At 69.8% G+C, this 15,655-nt stretch carries 14 protein-coding genes; 7 read left to right on the forward strand and 7 right to left on the reverse strand.

Annotation, left to right across the window (positions count from 1 at the left end):
- Positions 1 to 49: 49 nt before the first annotated feature.
- Both BST38_RS11815 and BST38_RS11820 read right to left on the reverse strand, forming a co-directional pair.
- Positions 50 to 571 (reverse strand): dihydrofolate reductase family protein, encoded by a 522-nt coding sequence (locus tag BST38_RS11815; protein WP_083143478.1) that lies wholly within the window; start codon positions 569 to 571, stop codon positions 50 to 52.
- Positions 571 to 1,494 (reverse strand): helix-turn-helix domain-containing protein, encoded by a 924-nt coding sequence (locus BST38_RS11820; protein ID WP_083143479.1) that lies wholly within the window; start codon positions 1,492 to 1,494, stop codon positions 571 to 573. Before BST38_RS11820 ends, BST38_RS11815 begins: the two co-directional genes overlap by 1 nt.
- 253 nt (positions 1,495 to 1,747) lie before the next feature.
- Between BST38_RS11820 and BST38_RS11825 the strand changes: the two genes are divergently transcribed.
- From BST38_RS11825 to BST38_RS11840, 4 genes are all read left to right on the forward strand, one after another.
- A complete protein-coding gene (locus tag BST38_RS11825) occupies positions 1,748 to 2,446 on the forward strand; it encodes an SDR family oxidoreductase (protein WP_083143480.1) in 699 nt (232 codons plus the stop codon).
- Between the two features lie 144 nt (positions 2,447 to 2,590).
- The gene (locus BST38_RS11830) at positions 2,591 to 3,400 is read left to right on the forward strand and encodes a 1-acyl-sn-glycerol-3-phosphate acyltransferase (protein ID WP_083143481.1); all 810 of its coding nucleotides are present in this window, start codon (positions 2,591 to 2,593) and stop codon (positions 3,398 to 3,400) included.
- Between the two features lie 4 nt (positions 3,401 to 3,404).
- Complete coding sequence (gene fadD12, locus BST38_RS11835) at positions 3,405 to 5,039, forward strand: acyl-CoA ligase FadD12 (RefSeq protein WP_083143482.1); 1,635 nt, start codon at positions 3,405 to 3,407, stop codon at positions 5,037 to 5,039.
- A complete protein-coding gene (locus tag BST38_RS11840) occupies positions 5,032 to 6,288 on the forward strand; it encodes an alpha/beta hydrolase (RefSeq protein WP_083143483.1) in 1,257 nt (418 codons plus the stop codon). Before fadD12 ends, BST38_RS11840 begins: the two co-directional genes overlap by 8 nt.
- Before the next feature lie 12 nt (positions 6,289 to 6,300).
- On the opposite strand, the gene BST38_RS11845 is transcribed toward BST38_RS11840, so the two are convergent.
- Entirely contained in the window at positions 6,301 to 6,852 is a 552-nt protein-coding gene (locus tag BST38_RS11845; RefSeq protein WP_083143484.1) for a TetR/AcrR family transcriptional regulator, read from the reverse strand.
- A gap of 98 nt (positions 6,853 to 6,950) precedes the next feature.
- Between BST38_RS11845 and BST38_RS11850 the strand changes: the two genes are divergently transcribed.
- Positions 6,951 to 7,316 (forward strand): hypothetical protein, encoded by a 366-nt coding sequence (locus tag BST38_RS11850; protein ID WP_083143485.1) that lies wholly within the window; start codon positions 6,951 to 6,953, stop codon positions 7,314 to 7,316.
- A gap of 7 nt (positions 7,317 to 7,323) precedes the next feature.
- On the opposite strand, the gene BST38_RS11855 is transcribed toward BST38_RS11850, so the two are convergent.
- Both BST38_RS11855 and BST38_RS11860 read right to left on the reverse strand, forming a co-directional pair.
- Positions 7,324 to 8,748 (reverse strand): WS/DGAT/MGAT family O-acyltransferase, encoded by a 1,425-nt coding sequence (locus BST38_RS11855; RefSeq protein ID WP_083143486.1) that lies wholly within the window; start codon positions 8,746 to 8,748, stop codon positions 7,324 to 7,326.
- Positions 8,749 to 8,774: 26 nt separating this feature from the next.
- Positions 8,775 to 9,995 (reverse strand): alpha/beta hydrolase, encoded by a 1,221-nt coding sequence (locus BST38_RS11860; RefSeq protein ID WP_083143487.1) that lies wholly within the window; start codon positions 9,993 to 9,995, stop codon positions 8,775 to 8,777.
- A gap of 171 nt (positions 9,996 to 10,166) precedes the next feature.
- Between BST38_RS11860 and BST38_RS11865 the strand changes: the two genes are divergently transcribed.
- Together BST38_RS11865 and BST38_RS11870 are read left to right on the forward strand one after the other, a co-directional pair.
- Positions 10,167 to 12,341, forward strand: a complete 2,175-nt coding sequence (locus BST38_RS11865) for an acyl-CoA dehydrogenase family protein (RefSeq protein ID WP_083143488.1) — start codon at positions 10,167 to 10,169, stop codon at positions 12,339 to 12,341.
- Positions 12,342 to 12,374: 33 nt separating this feature from the next.
- On the forward strand, positions 12,375 to 13,280 hold the full coding sequence (locus BST38_RS11870; RefSeq protein WP_083143489.1) for an alpha/beta hydrolase: 906 nt from the start codon (positions 12,375 to 12,377) through the stop codon (positions 13,278 to 13,280).
- On the opposite strand, the gene BST38_RS11875 is transcribed toward BST38_RS11870, so the two are convergent.
- Complete coding sequence (locus tag BST38_RS11875) at positions 13,277 to 14,551, reverse strand: amidohydrolase family protein (protein WP_083143490.1); 1,275 nt, start codon at positions 14,549 to 14,551, stop codon at positions 13,277 to 13,279. The two genes, BST38_RS11870 and BST38_RS11875, sit on opposite strands and share 4 nt — an antisense overlap.
- Positions 14,545 to 15,636: a CoA transferase gene (locus BST38_RS11880; protein WP_181792092.1), complete on the reverse strand. Its 1,092-nt coding sequence runs from the start codon at positions 15,634 to 15,636 to the stop codon at positions 14,545 to 14,547. Before BST38_RS11880 ends, BST38_RS11875 begins: the two co-directional genes overlap by 7 nt.
- Positions 15,637 to 15,655: the final 19 nt, after the last annotated feature.

Raw genomic sequence — 15,655 nt, forward strand, 5'->3', positions numbered from 1 at the left:
CCCCGCTGAACGAGTTTGCTGCCAGCCTACGTCCGGATGTGGTCGCGACCTAACTCCGACGCCAGTGCGCGCACACGAAATCGCCGTTGACGGCCGAGGACACCAGCGACCATTCCGAGCGCATCGGCAGCACCCGGGAACCGGCGCCGAGCGTGCACGGCGCGTAGGACACGATCATGTCGTCGACCAGGCCGGCGTCGACGAACTGCCTGGCGACCTCGCCGCCACCGACCACCCAGACGTTCTTACCCGCCGCGGCCTCGCCCAGGCGAGGGTGCAGCTCGGCGACGGGCCCGGCGTACGTCTGCACGGGGTGCTCGGCGGCGACGATCCCGGGCCGGTGGGTCATCACCCACGACGGCTGGGAGTACATCCACTCCCCCGGGTGGTTGGCGAGGATCCACTCGTAGGTGTCGGCACCCATCACCAGGGAGCCGACGCCGGCCATGAATTCCTCGATCGCGAACGGCCCGTCCTCGCGGATGTCGCGGGTCACCAGCCAGTCCAGGCTGCCGTTCTCGTCGACGATGTAGCCGTCCAGGCTGGAGGCGGTGTAGTAGATCGTGCTCATCAGGTGCTCCTCATCCAGTCCAGGGGATCCCCGCGCCGGGTGCTGACACCGTGCTCGGCGAGCATGGCGCGGGCGAGTTCGCGGCGGTGCGCCGAATAGGTCAGAACGTGCGCGACGATGCCGTACAGCTGGAAGGATTCCGGCGGATCACACAGCGCGTCGATCACGGTGTCCCCGAGCCGGCCCGCCGCCGAATATTCGGAAACCATTGCGCGCCAACGCTTCGCGATGTCGTCGTGGTGGACGGCGAGCGCGTCGGCGTCGACGAACGCGGGTTGCGTCGAGGTGCGGGCAGGGAAGTCGTCGCCGCCGATCGTCGCGAGCCACACCTCTTTGCTCCACACGATCGTGCCCAGCACGGCCCCGACGCTCGGTTCCGGGCCGTCCCATTCCAGCACCGTCTGCGCCGGCCGGATCTCGGCGACCCACTGGTCGGCGGTCAGCTCGGTGGCCCGTGCCAGCAGATGCGCGGTGTCGTCGATGTCGTGCACGATCATCAGCTCGGCGATGCCCGCGACGGCGGGATCCTGATCGCGGTCGCTGTCGAGCCACAGCGACTGCGGCGGATGGAAGTGCAGGCCGTTCGGGGCGGGCAGCCGGAACGGCACGTCGCCGGCCTGCGACGGCGGCACCCCGTAGGTGCGACGGAAGGCTCGGGAGAACACCTCGGGCGACGACCATCCCTCGTCGGCGGCGACCGCCGAGACCGGTTCGCCGCGCTGCAACCGCCACGCGGCGCGTTCGAGCATCACGCGCCGCCGCAGCGTCGCGGGTGGTTCCCCGGTCAGACGCCGGACCTCGCGGGAGAAGTGGAACTCCGACGCGTAGCTGCTGCGCGCCATGTCGGCGACGTCGGTGTTGGCGGCGTCGGTGACGGCGTCGAGGAGCTCGCGCAGCCTGTCCCTATCAGCAGGATCGCTCACGGTGTCCGAGTATCGTCGGCCGCCTCCACGCAGAACATGGCAATTCCTGCTGCGCTTCAGATGTCGATCATCACGAGCCCCGAAACGCACTATGGCGGAATCCCCCGACCGGGTCCCGCCATAGTGGTTAGACCCTATAACGGTCGACGGGCACCGCGCCGGATTTCGGCGGAGTTGCCGGTGCCGATACCCGCTAGCTGCAAAATCCGGCCGGCGCGGGACGCGTGGACGGGTCGCCGGTGTTGAGCCGGACATGACGAACAACGAACACACCGAACACACCGTGGCTCTGGTCACCGGAGCCAACCGCGGACTGGGCAAGCGCTTCGCCGAGGAGCTTGTCGCCCGAGGCGCGAAGGTCTACGCGGGCGCACGGCGCCCCGAGACCGTCGACATCGCAGGCGTCATCCCGATCGCGCTGGACATCACCGATCCCGAGTCGGTTCGGCGCGCCGCCGAAGAGGCCGGCGATGTCACCGTGGTGGTGAACAACGCCGGGGTGTCGACGCAGGCGAATCTGCTCGACGGCCCGATCGAGGACATCCGGCTGGAGATGGAGACGCACTACTTCGGCACGCTGGCCGTGACGCGGGCGTTCGTGCCCGTCATCGAGCGCAACATCGCCGAGAACGGGGGCACCGGCGCGATCCTGAACGTGCTCTCGGTGTTGTCGTGGCTGCATCCCGGCACCAGCGGCGCGTATTCGGCGGCCAAGGCCGCGGGGTGGGCGATGACCGACGCCGTGCGCGAGGACCTCGCGCCGCGCGGTATCCACGTCGCCGCGCTGCACGTCGGATACATGGACACCGACATGGTCATCTACATCCCGGCCGATCAGAAGACCGATCCGGCGCTGATCGCGAAGCTGGCCCTCGACGGCCTGTTCGCCGGGCAGAACGAGATCCTCGGCGATGCGCTGACCCGGACCGTGAAGGCTTCGCTGTCCGGCTAGACCCTTGACTGCTCTGCGCCGGTCCTGGATTCTTCGGTCACGTGATGCTGGTCATAGCTGGACGGACCCCCTCTCCGAAGTGGGTAGACTGGCAAAACTAGAACACGTTCCAGTCCGACGCCGACGTCTTTCGAGGGGGCCGCCGTGAGCGCGACCGACACGATCCCGTCCGAGATCACCAAATGGGATCCCGCGCTCACCGAGAAGGTGATGGGCATCCTCAAGCCGTTCCTGAAGGGATGGCACCGCGCCGAGGTGCGCGGCCTGGAGGACTTCCCCGAGGGCGGCGCGCTGGTGGTGTCCAACCATTCCGGCGGGCTGTTCCCGATGGACGTGCCGATCTTCGCCAGCGGGTTCTACGACAAGTTCGGATACGACCGGCCGGTCTACACGCTCAGCCACGACATGCTGATGGTCGGGCCGACGGGCGCGTTCTTCAAGAAGACCGGGTTCATCCCGGCCAACCACCACAACGCCGACGAGGCGCTGCGCTCGGGCGGAGTGGTGGTGGTGTTCCCCGGTGGTGACTACGACGTCTACCGCCCGTCGGCGGCGGCGAACAAGATCGACTTCGGCGGCCGCACCGGCTACGTCCGGGCCGCGCTCAACGCCGGTGTGCCGATCGTGCCGACCGTCGGCATCGGCGGCCAGGAGAGTCAGCTGTTCCTGAGCCGCGGCACCGACGTCGCCAAGGCACTCGGACCGGTCGCCAAACTGTTCCGCGCCAAGATCGTGCCGGTGTCGTTCGGGTTCCCGTTCGGCCTGTCGGTCGTCGTGCCGCCGAATGTGCCGCTGCCCGCGAAGATCACGATGAAGGCGCTGCCGCCGATCGACATCATCGAGGAGTTCGGCGAGAACCCCGACATCGACGAGGTCGACGCGCACGTGCGACGGGTGATGCAGCGCGCCCTCGACGAGCTGGCCCAGGAGCGCAAGCTCCCGATCCTCGGTTAGCCCGATGGGCCTCACCGACTCCGTGACCAACGCGCTCGGCCTGATCTCGACGATGGCGCGCGCCGGCGTGATCGCACCGCTGCGCCCCGACAAGTACCTGCGCATCGTCGGGGCCATGCAGCGCGAGAACATGGCGATCACCTCCGGTTTCGCCGCGGCCGCCCAGCGCTGCCCCGACCGCGCCGGCCTCGTCGACGAACTCGGGATCCTGACCTGGCGCCAGATCGACCGGCGCGCCGACGCGCTCGCCGCCGCGCTGCAGGCGCTGCCCGGCGGCCAGCCCGAGGTGATCGGGCTGATGGCCCGCAACCACCGCGGGTTCGTCGACGCGCTGATCGCCGCCAACCGCATCGGCGCCGATGTGCTGCTGCTCAACACGTCGTTCGCCGGTCCCGCGCTGGCCGAGGTGCTCGAGCGCGAAGGCGAGGGCCGCTCGGTCGCGGTGATCTACGACGAGGAGTTCACCGAAACGGTGGACCGCGCGGTGGCCGGGCGCCCCGACACCACCCGGATCGTCGCGTGGACCGACACCGACACCGACGCGCTGACCGTGGAATCGCTGATCGCCGAGCACGACGGCCGGGAACCGGTGCGCTCGATGGAGAAGGGGCGGGTCATCCTGCTCACCTCCGGGACCACCGGAACACCCAAGGGCGCCAAGCACTCCGGCGGTGACCCCAGCGTGCTCAAGGCGATCCTGGACCGGACCCCGTGGCGCGCCGAACAACCCGTCGTGATCGCCGCACCGATGTTCCACGCATGGGGCTTCTCGCAATTGGCGTTCGCCGCATCGATGTCGTGCACGATCATCACCCGGCGCAAGTTCGATCCCGAGGCCACCCTGGAACTGGTCGACAAGTACCGCGCCACCGGATTGTGTGTGGTGCCGGTGATGTTCGACCGCATCATGGAGCTGCCCACCGAGGTCCTCGACAAGTACAGCGGGCGCTCGCTGCGCTTCGCCGCCGCGTCGGGCTCGCGCATGCGCCCCGACGTCGTCATCAAGTTCATGGACCGCTTCGGCGACGTGATCTACAACAACTACAACGCCACCGAGGCCGGCATGATCGCCACCGCGACGCCGCGCGATCTGCGCGCCGCGCCGGACACCGCGGGCCGACCCGCCGAGGGCACCGAGATCCGGATCCTCGACACCGAGTTCAACGAGGTACCCACGGGGCAGACCGGCGGCATCTGGGTGCGCAACTCGACCCAGTTCGACGGCTACACCACGGGGACCACCAAGGATTTCCACGACGGGTTCATGTCCTCGGGCGACGTCGGCTATCTCGACGAGGACGGCCGGTTGTTCGTGGTCGGCCGCGACGACGAGATGATCGTGTCCGGTGGCGAGAACGTCTACCCGATCGAGGTCGAGAAGACGCTGACGACGCATCCCGATGTCGCCGAGGCCACGGTGCTCGGGGTCGACGACGAGAAGTTCGGGCAGCGACTGGCCGCATTCGTGGTTTTGAACCCCGGCGCCGCGGCTACCCCGGAGACGCTGAAGCAGCATGTTCGCGACCATCTCGCGAATTACAAAGTGCCAAGGGAGATCACGGTGCTCGACGAGCTGCCCCGCAGCATCACCGGCAAGATCTCCCGCAAGGATCTGAAGGAACGCCTCGAGAATGCCTAAACGCCGGCCGCTGCTGCGGGCCACCGCGGAGTTGCTCAACGCCGCCAACGGGCTGCGGCCGCTGGCCCGCGAGGGATATCCGACGATCCCGGTCTTCGCGTTCGGGTGGCCGACCTCCGAGTTGTCGCCGCTGTACATGGCCGGCTCGATGCTCGACGCGGTGCGCCGCGGTATCCGCGGCGACTTCGGCGGCCCGCGCGGCCGGATCGCGCTGGCGCTGACCGCCGTGTCCTGGGCGGTGCTGTACCTGATCCACCGCCGCAACGTGGCGGCCCAACCGCATTTCGAGGACCCGCTGCGGGAGGCGCTCGGCGCCGACTACCAGGAGATCGCCGAGAAGGCGAAGTCCACCCGGCGCCGCTACATCGGTGTGCCGCCCAACGAGATCGTCCGCCGCCGCTACGTCGAGAAGGCCGGCACCGTGCACTACGGGCCGCTGCGGGTGAACCGGGCCGACATCTGGCGCCGCGCCGACCTGCCGCGCGACGGCAAAGCCCCTGTGCTGCTCCAGGTTCCGGGCGGCGCGTGGGCGATCGGGATGCGCAAGCCGCAGGCCTACCCGCTGCTGAGCCACCTCGCCGACCACGGCTGGATCTGTGTGTCGATCGACTACCGGGTCAGCCCGCGCAACACCTGGCCGGACCACATCGTCGACGTCAAGCGGGCGCTGGCCTGGATCAAGGAGCACATCGCCGAGTACGGCGGGGACCCGGATTTCGTCGCGATCACCGGCGGTTCGGCCGGCGGGCACCTGTCGGCGCTGGCCGCGCTGACCGCCGATGACCCGACGTTGCAGCCCGGGTTCGAGGACGCCGACACCTCCGTGGTCGCCGCGGTGCCGATCTACGGCCGCTACGACTGGGTCTCGGCAAAGGGCAACGGGCGCAAGGAGTTCATCGCGTTCCTGCAGAAGTTCGTCGTCAAGAAGCCGATCGCGCAGAACCGGCAGCTGTACGTCGACGCGTCACCGCTGCACCGGCTGCGCGCCGACGCGCCGCCGTTCTTCATCCTGCACGGCCAGGACGACTCGATCATCCCGGTGCCCGAGGGCCGTGAGTTCGCCGACGCGCTCAAGGATGTGTCGACGTCGCCGGTGGTGTACGCCGAAATCCCGCACGCGCAGCACGCTTTCGACTTCTACTACGGTTCACCGCGGGCGCATTACACGGCCCAGGCCGTCGAGGAGTTCCTGTCCTGGGTGATGGCGACGCGCAAGACCGCGGCGGGGAACCAGGTCGAAGCCGGCTGATCTCCCGGCCGATCACTGTGACACGCGCAGGATTCCGTCCAGCAGCGCGGCCAGTCGGGTGACCCAGGCGTCACCGACGGCGCCGGTGCGGGCCAGTTCGGCGACGTAGCTGCCGACGATCACGTCGATCACGGTGTCGGCGGTGGCCGCGTCGACCTCCAGCGCGTCGATGGCATGCCGCCGGTAGGCCACCAGGATCGAGCGGAACGCGTCGCTGAACTCCGGGTCCTCGTCGGTCAGCAGCGCGGCGAATCCTCCGGCGCCGATCCCGCGCGCGATCACGTCGACGGACTGCTCGATCACCCAGCGCAGTCGCTGCGCGCGGTCGGCGTCGGCGGGCACCGACGGGCGGTCGTCGAGCGTTTCCAGCGCGGCGGCCAGCAGGCTGCGCCGGTTCGGATGGCGCCGGTAGATGGTGGTCTTGGCGATGCCCGTCGCGTCGACGATGGCGTGCATCGTCACCGCCTTCGGACCGCGCGCTCGCAGAAGTTCCAGTGCCGCGTCGAGGATGCGGGCCCCGACCGTGTCGTCGGCCCTGTCGGCGCTGTCGGCGTTCTCGACCATGGTCCACCTCCTGGTTCGACGGGTGCGCGTTCGCGGATTCAACGCTACACTGGACGTAGCGCTACGCTACTCGTAGCGTATTGATAGAGGAGGTTGTCATGCGACGGACGTCGTTGAGCACTGCACCGCTGCCGGCGATCGGCTATGTGCTGACCCTGTTCGGCTTCGTATTCCTGGGGACCTTCACCGCGTCGCTGGCACTCGGCAGCAGCACCCTCGCGATCGTGTTCGGTGTCGCGATGGTCGCCAGTTACGGGCTGGGGCTGACCTGCTTCATGCTGCGCAAGCGCTACATCGCCACGGCCGATCCCGACGCCGACATCGCGCTCGGATTCGACCCGATCCGCGGCAACACCGACCGCCGCGCGGCCGAACGTTACCTGGCGCGGTACCGCGGCCGGGAGGCCGAAGTGGCCACGCTGCCGACGGGCGTATCCGAACCCGCGGTCCGGCGCGCGGCGTGACCGGGAACTAGTCCACGTTCGGCATCGCGGTGTCGACGACCGAGAACTCAGCGGGAAGCCCTGCGGCACGCCGGATCTCGGCGAACTCGTCGAGCATCGCACCGCTGAGTTCGTGCGGGTCCTTGAGTGTCCTGCCGTCGGAGAGCACCGAGATGTTGATCTGGTCGACGTAGCTCCACACGGTGATGTTGAGGCCGCTGCCGACGGTCAGTGGACCCACCGAGAAGATCTCGGTGACCAGCGCACCGCCCACGCGGGCCCGCTCGCGGGGGCCGGGCACATTGGAGATCGGCAGGTTCATGATCTTGTTCTGGCCGTCCTTGGTCCCCAGCCAGCGGAACAACGCCTCGGCGGGCGCGGGCGGAAAGTACGCCGACCACCGGCTGACCAGTTCGGGCCCGAGCAGGTTGTTGCTCTCCTTGCCGATCACGGCGGCCTCGTGCGCGGCGCGCACCCGCTCCAGCGGGTCGTCCAACTCGACGGGGATCGCGACCAGCACACCGGTGAACCTGTTCCCCGAGATCCGGTCGCGGGAGAAGTCGAAACTCACCGGCACCGACGCCAGCAGCGGATGCTCGGCGTGACCGTCGTAGCGCAGCAACAACTTTCGCAGCGCCCCGGCCGCCAGCGCGAGCACCATGTCGTTGATGGTCGCGCCGAGCGCCTTGCCGGTGCTCTTGACCTCGTCGAGCGACAGCGTCGCGGTGGCGAATCTGCGGGTCGCGTCGACCTGGTGGTTCATGAACGACGGCGGAGGAGTGAACGGCCGGGTGAGCTCGGGTGAGAGCTTCTGGCCGCTGCGTCGCACCCGGCGCATACCGGCGGCGGTGTAGCGCATCACGTCCGGGATCCGGCCGATCTGGCGGAGGTGGTCGTTGAACGCGGTCCGCACCAGTTCGCCCCGCGACGGCGCGGGATCCGTTGCGTACGAATCACGGTCGGCCTGCGGACCGTCCTGCAGGTCCATCCCACGCGCGAGCAGGTTCGCCGAAGCGACGCCGTCGGCGAGCGCGTGGTGGATCTTGCCGAGCACCGCGATGCGGCCGCCCGCCAGGCCTTCGATCAGATACATCTCCCACAGTGGCCGGTCCCGGCTCAGCGGGGTGCTCGCGATCCGGCCGACGGCCTCGTCGAGTTCACGGCGTCCGCCGGGAGCTTCGACGCGGACCGACCGCACGTGGTAATCGAGGTCGACCTCGGCGTTCTCCCGCCACATCGGATGGTGGAACTTGAACGGGATGTCGACCAGTTCGTAGCGGAACGGGTCGAGCTTGTAGAGCCGGCCGTGGATGACCTTGCGCAGCTCCTCCACCCCGAAGGTCGCGCCGCCGAGACCGTCGAGCTCGATCACCGCGAGCTTGAGGGTATGCATGTGGACGCTCGGGGTTTCGCTGTACAGCAGCACAGCGTCCCATCCACTCAGCCTTTTCACTGTGCCACCTTCCGTACAGGAGGTGACTATATAACCTCTTTGGCCCCGATCAGGCTTCGGTTTCGATGGATGTGGTTGAGGAACAAGCCGATTGCCGTCGACGCCGCTCCGGTGCGGGCACCGTCGGTCATATCGAAGCCGTGACCCGCGCCGGGCAGTTCCACATAGCCCACCACCGAGCGCGACACGCTGCGCAGCCGTTCGACGAAGCCCTGCGCCTGATGGACGGGGATGACGCTGTCGCCGGTGCCGTGGATCACCAGGAACGGCGGCGCCTCGGAATGCACACGCGCCATCGGCGAGGCGTTGCGGAACACATCGGGGTGCTTGTCGAACTTGCGCTTGACGACCACCCGCTCGAGGAAATCCATGAACCGGACGCGCTCGACGGTGGACTTGTCCTCCCAGTCGTAGCGTCCGTAGATCCCGACGACCGCGTCGACCGAGGTGTCGGAACCCTCGGGGAGTTCACCCTGCATCTCGGGGTCGTTGGCGGTCAGGCCGGCCAGCGCGGCGAGGTGGCCGCCGGCCGAGGTTCCGGCGATCGTGACGAAGTTGCGGTCACCGCCGAACTTGTCGACGTTGGCGCGCGCCCAGGCGATCGCGGTCTTCACGTCGGTGATGTGAGCCGGCCACGGGTTATGGGGTGCGACACGGTATTCCACCGACAGACACACCCAGCCCATCTCGGCCAGATGGGACATCAGCGCGTAGCCCTGCAGCACCCGGCCGCCGTGCACCCACGCGCCACCGGGCACGAAGATCATCACCGGCGCGTCCGACGACACATCCTTGCGCTTCCACACGTCGAGCAACTGCGTCGGGCGCGGCCCGTAACGCACCGAGGTGCGGTGCACATGGCGCCGGTGCTCGCGCATCTTCCACACCGGCGGGGTCCGCTCGGCCTCGGGCCACTCGATCTCGAGGTCCTTCGGCGACACCACACCGCGCAGCGCGGCCTCGGTGACGGCATTCGTGCAGTCGCGCTCCTGCTGCTTCTTTTCGGCGTCGTTGGGCGTTACCAGCGACTTCGCCAGGGCCCCGACGAAATCCGGGGCGTGGCGGGCTCCCCAGACCCCGGCCGCGGTCAACGCGCCCAGCGGCTCAAGATGTTTCCCGATCACCGGCAGCGACGCGGAGGCGACGCTGAGGGCCAGCATGTAGTCCGACGGCCCCGCGTTCAGCAACCATTCCAAACGCGTGGTGAGGGTCGGGCCGGGATACCGCGTATCCGGTCTTGGGGTCATGGCGGCGAGCGTACCCCGGTGACATAGATCTCAAACGACAATCCGCAGCAAGTTGTCTACTCAAGTTTGAGAAGTAGTCAATTCGTGACCGGGGTCACAGATGGAAGGCAGAGTGACCTCCGATAACGTCGGTCGACGACCGTCAATTTCAGCGAAGAAGGCCTTACTTCTGTGAGCAAGAGCGCGAGCGCGTCCACGTTAGCCATCACCGACGACCACCAGGACCTGGCGGACGCCGCATCCGGCCAGCTCACCAGGCTGCAGGCGCTGGCCGCGGCCCGCGCGACCCTCGACGGAGGTCCGTCGCACCCGGCGGACATCTGGTCGGCCGCCACCAACCTGGGCTGGACCGGTCTGGCGCTGGCCGAGGACGTCGGCGGCTCCGGCTTCGGGCTCTCCGAGCTGGCCGTCGTGCTCGAATGCCTGGGTCGCCGGCTCACGCCGGGCCCGTTCCTGCCCAGCACCGCCGCGGCGGTGGTGATCGACCGGTGCGCACCGGACGCCGTTCGCGCCGCGACCCTGCCCGACCTGGCCTCCGGCGCCGCCGTGGCGGCGCTCGGCGTGTCCGGCACCCTCACCGTCGACGACACCGTCACCGGCCAGAGCCCCGCGGTGCTCGGCGCGCCCGACGCCGCGCTGCTCGTGCTGGTCACCGGCGACGACGTGGTGATCGTCGACGCGGCCGCCGACGGCGTCACGGTGACCCCGCTCGATTCCCTGGACCCGACCCGCAGCATCGGTTCGGTGGCGCTGAGCGGCGTGTCCGTGCCGGCCGACCGGGTGCTGCGCGGTGCCGCGCGCAACGCCAGGACGGTGTTCCGCACCCTCGCCGCGGCCGAGGCGGTCGGGGTCAGCTGGGCGACACTGGACATGGCCGTCGAGTACGCGAAGGTGCGCGAGCAGTTCGGCCGCACCATCGGTACCTTCCAGGCGGTCAAACACCACGCGGCGAACATGCTCGTGGCCGCCGAAACGGCGACGGCCGCGGTGTGGGACGCCGCCCGGGCCGATGATCTCGACGGCGCGTGGTTCGCCGCGGCGGTCGCCGCGGCGCTGGCCATCCGCGCTCAGGTGTTCAGCGCGCAGAACAACATTCAGTTGCACGGCGGTATCGGCTTCACCTGGGAGCATGACGCGCACCTGTATCTGCGCCGGGCGCGCACCCTGGCCGCGCTGATGGCCGACGGTGCCGACCCGCTCGTCGACATCGTCGACGCGCAGCGTTGCGGGCAGGCACACGGGGCGTCGTTCACGCTGCCGGCGGAAGCCGAGCAGTACCGCAGCCAGGCCCGCGCCGCCGCCGCCGAGATCCGGTCGCTGCCCGCCGACCAGCAGCGCGACTTCCTCGTCGACTCCGGCTACCTGGTCCCGCACTGGCCGCGGCCGTGGGGCCGCGGCGCGAACGTGCTCGAACAACTCGTCATCGAGGAGGAGTTCGGCTCCGCGGGCATCGAGCGCGTCGACATGGGGATCACCGGCTGGGTCGCGCTGACGATCGCCCAGGCGGGCACCGACGACCAGCGTGAGCGCTGGGTCGAACCGGTGCTTCGCGGGCAAAGCATGTGGTGCCAGCTGTTCTCCGAACCCGGCGCCGGATCCGACGCCGCCGCCGTGCGCACGTCGGCGAAGAAGGTCGACGGCGGCTGGCGGGTGACCGGCCAGAAGGTGTGGACCAGCCTCGCGCACATGTGCCAGTGGGGGCTGGCGACCGTGCGCACCGATCCGGACGCCCCGAAGCACGCCGGGGTGACCATGATGGCGATCGACATGACCGCCGACGGCGTCACGGTCAACCCGCTGCGCGGCCTCACCGGGACCGCCCACTTCAACGAGGTGTTTTTCGACGACGTGTTCGTGCCCGACTCCGACGTGGTGGGCGACGTGAACAAGGGCTGGCTGGTCGCGCGGGCCACCCTCGGCAATGAACGCGTCTCGATCGGCGGCGGGTCCGGCGGGGCCACCGGCACCACGCCCGCGCACCTGGTCAAGCTGCTCGACAGCGCCCCCGAACCGGAACGCTACGTCCGCCAGGCCGGTGAGGTGATCGCCGAGATCCACTCGCTGAAGCTGCTGAACCTGCGCCGCGCGACCCGCGCGATCTCGGGAGCCGAGCCCGGCCCGGAGGGCAACGTGACCAAGCTTCTGGTCGCCGAGTCCGGCCAGCACCTGACGGAGCTGGCGTTCGAGCTGGCGGGCACCGCCGCGGTCACCGAACAGATTCCGCAACTGACGACCAGCTACCTGGGCAACCGGGCCATGACCATCGCGGGCGGCACCTCCGAGATCACCCGCAACACGATCGCCGAACGGATTCTCGGTCTGCCACGAGATCCGCTGCTTCGCTGACGGAGTGCGTTGTCGCGCACGCATACTGATCCGATGCATGGCATCGACTTCCATCCGGAGCTGCGGCGCGCCGCCCGGATGCTGCCCCGACAGATCATCACCCCGGTCACGCTGCCGCTGCTGCGCCGCGCGTCGCGGCTGATGTGGCGCCGCGCCCCGGCCGACGACGTCGAGGTGCTGACGCTGCCGTCCGGTGTCGGGGTCCGGTTGTTCCGCCCGGCCGGCGACGCCGGGACCACCCCCGCGCTGCTGTGGATCCACGGGGGCGGGTACGTCATCGGTGACGCCGCCCAGGACGACGTGCTGTGCCGGCGGTTCGCGCGTGAACTCGGCGCGACCGTCGCGTCGGTCGACTACCGGCTGGCACCGGACTTTCCGTATCCGGTGCCGCTGGAAGACTGCTACGAGGCGCTGAAGTGGCTGGCTGCGCTGCCCGCGGTGGACCCGTCGCGGATCGCGATCGGCGGGGCCAGTGCGGGCGGCGGACTGGCCGCGGCACTCGCGCTGCTGGCCCGTGACCGCGGTGAGATCCCGCTGGCGGCACAGCTTCTGGTGTACCCGATGATCGACGACCGCACCGTGTTGCGCGGCGGGCTGGACAATCCGGGACACCGGCTGTGGAACCAGGCCAGCAACCGGTTCGGTTGGCGCAGCTATCTCGGTGACGCCGATCCCGACGTCGCGGTGCCCGCGCGGCGGGAGGACCTCGCCGGGTTGCCGCCCGCATGGGTCGGTGTCGGCACGCTGGATCTGTTCCACGACGAGGACCTCGCCTACGCCGAGCGGTTACGCGCGGCGGGAGTGCCGTGCGAGGTGGAGGTGGTGCAGGGCGCGTTCCACGGCTTCGACGGCATCGCACCGAAAGCCGAAGTGTCGCTGGCGTTCTTCCGCAGTCAATGCGCACTGCTGCGGACGGCGTTCGCGCCCGCGGCAGCCTAGCGCTGGTAGACGACCTCGCCGCCGATCACGGTCGCGGTGACCGCGCCGGCGTCGAGGTCGGCCAGCGCCTCGTCCGGCGGGGTTTCCAGGACGACCAGGTTGCCCGCTCCACCCTGGGCGACGGCGACCGGTGCGCCCGGCTTGCGGCTCAGGAACAGCGCCAATGCCGTTGCCGCGCCGATACGTTCGTCCGGGCCGAGCACGTCGCCCGATCGAGTGCGGCGGTGCACGGCGGCCCGCATCGCCGCCCACGGGTCGGCGTCGCCGAACGGCGCGTCGGTGGACAGCGCGACGGGCACCCCGGCACGCAGCAGCGCGGCCAGCCGCCACAGCTCGTGGTGTTCGGCCGCCGGGACGTCGACGAGGTACTGATCGCCGCGCTCGGCGACGAAGTTCGGCTGCGTCACCACCGCGATCCCGCTCGCCGCGAGATCGCCGATGCTGCCGTCGGGCACCACCGCGGCGTGCTCGATGCGGTCGAGGGGGTGCCGGCCCGCCGCGCCGAACGCCGCCAGCCCGACCACCAACTGGGCGGCGGTGACGCAGTGCAGCGCCACCGGGACCCCGACCGAATGGGTGTGGCGGATCCAGCGGGTCAGCGCGTCGAGGTCCAGATCGTCGTCGTGCAGGATCCGTTTCCCCGGCGCCAGGCTGCGCACCGTCTGCGGCAGCCGCTCGTGCAGGTCGGTGATGTCGCCCGCACCGAGATCCGGTGTCGCGTCGGTGACGTCGGTGACGCCGTACCGGGCGAGGAGCAGTCCGAGCCCGTCGAGGTCCGGATCACTGTGCGGCAGCGCCCAACTCGGGTCGTCACTACGCAGAATCCCGTCCGGATGCCCGGATGATCCGATCCGGCGCAGCCCGGCGGTGTTGAGCGTCCACTGCACACCGCTTCGGTGCTGGACCCGGACCGGGGTGCCCGCGGCGATCTCGTCGAGGACATGTCTGTCCAGTGGTCCGGCGACCGAGTCGTGGTAGCCGACGGCGCGGATCCAGCCCTCGTCGTCGGGGGTGGCGCGGGTGAGAACGTCGGCGAGACCGTCCTTGCCGCGCACGTTCTCCGGCCCGACGCGCACCGAGTGCAGCGCGGCCGCGGCGGCCCGCAGGTGGATGTGGTGGTCGTGCAGCCCGGGCAGCACGGTGCCGCCGGCTGCGTCGAACTCGGCCTCGCCGGGCCTCGGTCTGAGCCCGTCACATACCTCGATGATCGTGTCCCCGACCCGGATGTCGGTTCGGGTGCCGTCGATCAGCACGGCACGGCGGATCAGCACGATGCCGCCGACCGGTCGCCGACCATGCGATCCACGGCCTCGGTGTCGGCACCGAGTTCTCGTGCGGTAGTTCGGATCGGTGGTGGTGCGGTGCAGGCGATGTCGTCGCCTCGCGGCAGTTGCGCGTACTCGGCGGCGACGGCGGCCATCGAGATCTCCAGCAGTTCGCCGCCACCCCGGTTGCGCGCGGCGAGCACCGCCGCGGCGGCGTGGATACCGGTCAGCGGATCGGCGATCGCGTCACCACAGAACTGCGGGTTCTCACCGGTCCCGCTGACCAGACCGCCGGATACCGCGGCGTCGTCACCGAAGGCCACCCAGCCGGCGCGCGCACCGTCGGTGCCGTGGCCGGTGATCCTGATCCAGACCCGGCCGGGCCGCGCCGGGATGTCCGCCGGGCTCAGGCCATGGCGCCCCAGTGCGGCGGGCCGCGACGACTCGATCACCACGTCGGCCGCGGCAAGCAACCGGCGCAACCCGACAGGGTCGGTGAAATCTGCTTCGTACGACAGTTTTCCGGCGTTCATCCAGTCGAAGAATTCCCGGGGTCCGCGCCGGGGGCCGTCGGGCCGGGCCCTGCTCTCCACCTTGACGACCGTCGCGCCGGTGTCGGCCAGCAGGCGCCCGCACAGCGGCCCCGCCCACATCGCCGACAGGTCGGCGACCAGAAGTTCGCGCGATCCCGGGGTGGCGCGGTTTCCGCTGCGGCGCACCGTGATCGGTGCCGGGACGGTCTCTCCGAGCACACCGACGGGCAGCCCGAGCAGCCGCGCCTGCTCGGCGAGAGTGGTCACCCCTATCTCGGCGGCACGCCTGCCGATGGCCTCCGACGGATCGCCGGGCACGTCGTCGACCTCGAGCAGGGCGGGTACGGCCTGCAGGTCGTCGGGCCGCGACAGCGTCAGCGCGCACCACCCGTCGGGTCCGCGCAGCAGCCGGGTCGCGCCACCCGCCGAAATCCGGTTGCCGGGCTGCCACCCGAACAGCGCGGCGCGGCCGCCGATCAGCGTCGCGGCGTCGGCACGCAACCCGGCCTCGTCCAGCAGGGTCTGCGCGTGCGCCGGCACGGCGGCGGGGACGCGCATCGGGCTCACCGCTCCATTG

The organism is Mycolicibacterium parafortuitum, assembly GCF_002086815.1.
GTDB classification, from domain to species: Bacteria; Actinomycetota; Actinomycetes; order Mycobacteriales; family Mycobacteriaceae; genus Mycobacterium; species Mycobacterium parafortuitum.